The organism is Cupriavidus sp. WS, from assembly GCF_000395345.1.
GTDB lineage: Bacteria > Pseudomonadota > Gammaproteobacteria > Burkholderiales > Burkholderiaceae > Cupriavidus > Cupriavidus basilensis_B.
In genome coordinates this window covers 1-4,940 of the sequence record NZ_AQPL01000177.1, presented here as the reverse complement: position 1 = coordinate 4,940, position 4,940 = coordinate 1, and the positions used below count along the sequence as shown (strand labels likewise).

General features: G+C 71.1%; 5 protein-coding genes. 2 read left to right on the top strand and 3 right to left on the bottom strand.

Annotation, left to right across the window (positions count from 1 at the left end):
• The 3 genes from K206_RS0115285 to K206_RS0115275 form a co-directional block, all read right to left on the bottom strand.
• On the bottom strand, window positions 1–714 hold a 714-nt coding region (locus K206_RS0115285; protein ID WP_020203273.1), incomplete at its 3' end, for a transketolase family protein.
• A gap of 1 nt (window position 715) precedes the next feature.
• Complete coding sequence (locus K206_RS38325) at window positions 716–1,654, bottom strand: transketolase (protein ID WP_020203272.1); 939 nt, start codon at window positions 1,652–1,654, stop codon at window positions 716–718.
• A 186-nt stretch (window positions 1,655–1,840) separates the two neighbouring features.
• Window positions 1,841–2,935 (bottom strand): glycerol dehydrogenase, encoded by a 1,095-nt coding sequence (locus K206_RS0115275; protein ID WP_020203271.1) that lies wholly within the window; start codon window positions 2,933–2,935, stop codon window positions 1,841–1,843.
• Between the two features lie 217 nt (window positions 2,936–3,152).
• Between K206_RS0115275 and K206_RS0115270 the strand changes: the two genes are divergently transcribed.
• Complete coding sequence (locus tag K206_RS0115270) at window positions 3,153–4,010, top strand: shikimate dehydrogenase (RefSeq protein ID WP_020203270.1); 858 nt, start codon at window positions 3,153–3,155, stop codon at window positions 4,008–4,010.
• Window positions 4,011–4,077: 67 nt separating this feature from the next.
• Window positions 4,078–4,758 (top strand): GntR family transcriptional regulator, encoded by a 681-nt coding sequence (locus K206_RS0115265; protein ID WP_020203269.1) that lies wholly within the window; start codon window positions 4,078–4,080, stop codon window positions 4,756–4,758.
• Window positions 4,759–4,940: the final 182 nt, after the last annotated feature.

Sequence of the window (4,940 nt, the reverse complement as noted above, 5' to 3'; positions counted from 1 at the left end):
GGCCATGTCGATCATCCCCACCGAATGGCCGGCGGCGGCGAGCCGCTTCGCCGCCTCGCGCGCGGGATGCACGCACGAGCCGGTGGCGATCAGCGTCAGCTCCTCGCCCTGCTGGTGCTCGATGGCCTTGCCGAACTCGAACGGCACGCCCTCTTCGTAGACGTCCGGCTCGCGCCCGCGGCCGATGCGGAAATAGATCGGCTGCGCGTGGCCGGCCGAGGCCTTGACCGCGGCGCGCAGCTGCGGGCCGTCGGCCGGCGCCACCACGGTGAGGTCGGCGATCGAGCGCATGATGGCGAGGTCCTCGGTGGCATGGTGCGAGGTGCCGTAGAAACCCAGCGAAATGCCCGCGTGGTGGCCCACCAGCCGCACCGGCAGGCCGCAATAGGCCACGTCCATGCGGATCTGCTCGCAGCACAGCAGCGCCAGGAACGAGGCGAAGGTGGCGACGAACGGCGTGTAGCCCACGGTGGCCATGCCGGCCGCCGCCGTCACCATGTTCTGCTCGGAGATGCCGAACTGGATGTAGCGCTCGGGAAAGCGCTGGGCGAAGCGCGCCAGGCCGTTGGAATACTGCAGGTCGGCCGAGCCGGCGAGCACCGGCGCGCCGGCCTCGACCAGGTCGATCAGACCGTTGGACAGGTAGCTCAGGCCCGGCGTGATGGCGTTCAGGCCCCGGTATTGCCAGGAGTCCTTGGAAAGTGGCTGGTTCATGCTATCGGTCCCGTTTGTCCTGTTGGTCCTGCTGGTCCTGCTGGTCCTGCCGTGCGTCCCTGGCGAGGATTTCCTCGGCCGCGCGCCGCGCGTCTTCGGGCGCGAGGTAGCCCAGGTGCCAGCCGGGCTCGGTCTCCATGTAGGACACGCCCTTGCCCTTGACCGTCTTCGCGATCACGCAGGCCGGCGTGGCGCGCGCGTCGTCGGCGCGCAGCCGGCGCAGCAAGGCGGTCAGCGCGGCCACGTCGTGGCCGTCCACCACGTGGACTTCCCAGCCGAACGCGCGCCACTTGGCGTCGAGCGGCTCGATGCCCATCACTTCGTCCACCGCGCCGTCGAGCTGGAAGCCATTGCGGTCGACGATGGCGACGAGGCGGTTGGCGCGATGGTGCGCGGCGGACATCGCCGCCTCCCACACCTGCCCTTCCTGCATCTCGCCGTCGCCGAGCATCACGAAGGTGGTGAAGTCCAGCCCCGCGTGCCGGCCGGCCAGCGTCATGCCCAGCCCGGCCGAGAGCGCGTGCCCGATCGAGCCGGAACTGAAGTCGATGCCCGGCACCTTGCGCATGTCGGGGTGGTCGCCGAGCGGGCTGCCCAGGCGGGTGTAGTCGTCGAGCCAGGACCTGGGGAAGAAGTCGAGATCGGCGAGGATCGGGAACAGGCCCACCGCGGCGTGGCCCTTGCCCATCAGGAAGCGGTCGCGCTGCGGCCAGGCGGGCTCGCCGCGGCGCAGCTTCATCACGTCGTAGTACAGCGCGGCGAAGGTCTCGGCCGCCGAGAACACCGAGGTGTAGTGCCCGGTCTTGGCGATCTCGATCAGCCGGATGGTCTCCAGGCGCACGAAGGTGGCGCGCTCCTTGAGCCGCGCGACCTGCTCCGCGCTCGGCGCGAACGCGCCGTCGGCGGCCACGGGCGGCGCCGACACGATGGCTTGGCTCATCGGGCGCCTCCATTTTCGATTGATGCACGATATATCATGCATTTTTTCAGGGGACATGGGAAATGCATTGCTTACGCTCCTCTCAGTTACCGCCCGGACACGCTGGCGCCGGGCTCCGGATAGTCTGCTGCGCCGCCGGCGGCGCCATCGCGCCCGGCCGGCCTGACGTGTGATCCGCCTGGCTGCTTAATGTGGGGCCCGCACCGCGCGCGCATCCACCTGCCGCATCGCATCGGCGATCGCGGCGGCGTCCAGCGCGCGCGGGAAGTTCTTCATGTGCGGGGCCGCCAGCGACAGCGTGGCGGCCGCCTCCAGTTCCTCGCGCGAGGCATCGGTGAGGCCCAGGTCCGCCAGCCGCAGCGGCAGGCCGATGCGGCGGTACAGCGCCTCGATCTCGGCGCGCGCGCCGTCCTGGCGCCGCTCCAGCTCCAGCTGGACCAGCAGGCCATAGGCCACCTGCAGGCCGTGGGGCGCGCGCTGCGCGTGGCGCAGCGCGGACAGCCCGCGCGTGAGCGCGTGCGCGATCGACAGGCCGCCGCTTTCGAAGCCCAGGCCGGACATCAGGATGGTGGCCTCCACCACCCGCTCGAAGGCGGCATCCGGCACGCCCGAGCCGGCCACCGCCAGCGCGGCCTGCGCATCGGCCATCAGCACGCGGTGGCACTCGCGCGCCAGCGCCCCCGCCGACAGCAGCGGCCGGGTGCCGAACATGTTGGCGCCGTCGGGCGCGGCCGCGCATTGCGCCGCTTCGAAGGACTTGGAGATGGCGTCGCCGATGCCCGCCAGCAGCATGGCCGCGGGCGCCTGCGCGATCAGCGCGGTGTCGGCGACGACGCAGGCCGGACTGTAGGGCAGGTGCCGGACCGCGAGCAGCCGGTGATGGGCGTCGTAGAGCACGTAGTTCTTGCTGGTCGGCGCATCGTTGGAGGCCACCGTCGGCACCGTGATGACCGGCGCCTGGTAATGGTCCGCCAGCGCCTTGCCGGCGTCGATGCTGCGCCCGCCGCCGGCGGCGACGATCACCGCCGGCGCGCCGGCGCCCAGCTCGCCGACGAGGCGCGCCACCAGCTCCGGCGTCAGGCCCTCGTCGAAGCTCAGCCGGCGCAGCGCCACCCCGGCGTCCGCGCACAACTGCCCGACGCGCGCGCCGATCATTTCCATCACCATCCGGTCCGCGACCAGCACCGCGTCGCGGCCGAGCCGGGCCACATGCCCGCCCAGCGCGTCCAGCGCCCCCGCGCCCTGGACATAGCGTCCGGGCGAGCCAAATACCGCTTGCACGTTGTCTCCTCCTTGGATTGCGCCGGCCTGGCGGATGCCGGCCCGCTGCGGGTTTCGGGGCGCGCGGGCCGCCGTTCCGGTGGCCTGCCGCCCTTCCCAATACATGATATAGGATATATGCTACATCATTATCGGTGGCTGGCAAGAAGCTTTTTTCGCCGCGGCCCGCCCCGCAACCCTTCGCTTGTTCTTCCGATTCTTCCTGGAGCCCTGCCCGATGCCGGAAACCAATCCCCCCGCCGCGAGCCCCGCGGTCAGCCCCATCGACGGCCGCACGCGGGTCGTCGTCATCCTCGCCTACCCCGCGCATCACGTGCGCACGCCGGCCTTCTTCAACGCGCGCGCCGCGGCGCTGGGGCGCAACGCGGTGCTGGTGCCGTGGCAGGTCTCGCCGGCGCAGCTGCCCGGCGCGCTGGCGGGCCTGCGCGCGGTGGAGAACCTCGCCGGCGTGATCGTCACCGTGCCGCACAAGCAGGAAGTGGCGCGGCTGTGCGACGAACTCGAAGGCGTGGCGGCCGACCTCGGCGTGTGCAACGTGGCGCGCCGCACGCCCGACGGGCGCTTCGTCGGCAGGGTGTTCGACGGCGTGGGTTTCGTGGCGGGCCTGCGCGCGCAGGGCATCGACCCGGCCGGCAAGCGGACCCTGCTGCTGGGCGCGGGCGGCGCGGCCACCGCGGTGGCGGCGGCGCTGCTCGATGCCGGCGTGGCGCAGCTGGCCATCGTCAACCGCTCGCGCGGCAAGGCCGACGCGCTCGCCGCGCAGTTGAAGGCGAAGCGGCCCGCCGCCGCCGTGGCCTCCGCCGCGGGTCCGGCCGGCGACTGGGACCTGATCGTCAACGGCACCTCGCTCGGCCTCAAGCCCGACGACCCGCTGCCGCTCGACCCCGCCCTGCTGCGGCCCGAGACCATCGTCGCGGAAGTCATCATGCAGCCGGCGCAGACCCCGCTGCTGCTCGCGGCCAGGGCGCGCGGCTGCCGCATCCATCTCGGCGAGCACATGGTGACGGCGCAGATCGACCTGCTGGCGGACTACCTGCTGGGCACGCCGCCCGCCGGCGCCGGCAGCCCCGCCTGAGCGGAAAAATAGCGCCGCATATCATATATGATGTGTCCTTGAACATTCCTTACCGAGGCAGGCTGTCATGAAAGAACTCGTGCGCGTGGAGAAGAGCAATCTGTCGTCACGCGTCTACGACCAGATCCGCTCCGCATTGATGAGCGGCAAGTACGTGCCGGGCGAGCGCTTGCGCGTGGCGGAACTGGCCCAGTCGATGGGGACCAGCACCACCCCCGTGCGCGAGGCGATCTTCCGGCTGGTGAGCGAGCAGGCGCTGGAAATGACCGCGGCGACCTCCATCACCGTGCCCGAGCTCGACCCCGGCACGGTCTCCGAGATCCAGCTGATGCGCACGCTGCTCGAAGGCGCCGCCGCCGAGGCCGCCGCGCTGCGCATCACGCCGCAGGAGATCGCGCGGCTGCGCAGGACGCACGAGGCCTTCATCAAGGCGGTGTCGGCCAGCCCGCGCGAGGCGGCGGGGCTGAACCGCAAGTTCCATTTCGAACTGCTCGCCGCGTCCCACCTGCCCAACCTGTTCGCGGTGGTGGAAAGCATGTGGGTGCGCATGGGGCCGCTGCTGCATATCTTCCACACGGAGCTGCAGGCCAGCCGCGAAAGCCTGGAAGAGCACCCGCACTACCGCGTGCTCGACGGCCTTGCCCGCAAGGACCCGAAGACGGTATCGGCGGCGATCGGCGACGACATCCAGTGGGGCAAGACGGTACTGCTCGACTGGATGGCGTCGCGGGAAGAAGAATCGGTCTGACACGGCCGGGCCGGCCATGCGCGGCGGCATCGCGCCGCGTCAGCCAGGCAGCACAAGAAGCAGAACAGGAGCAAGACATGCCGATCGCCGGGATGAACCACTTCACCGTCCTGACCGACGCCCTCGAAGACAGCGTCGCTTTCTATCGCGAGGTGCTGGGCTTCGAGACCGGCCCGCGCCCG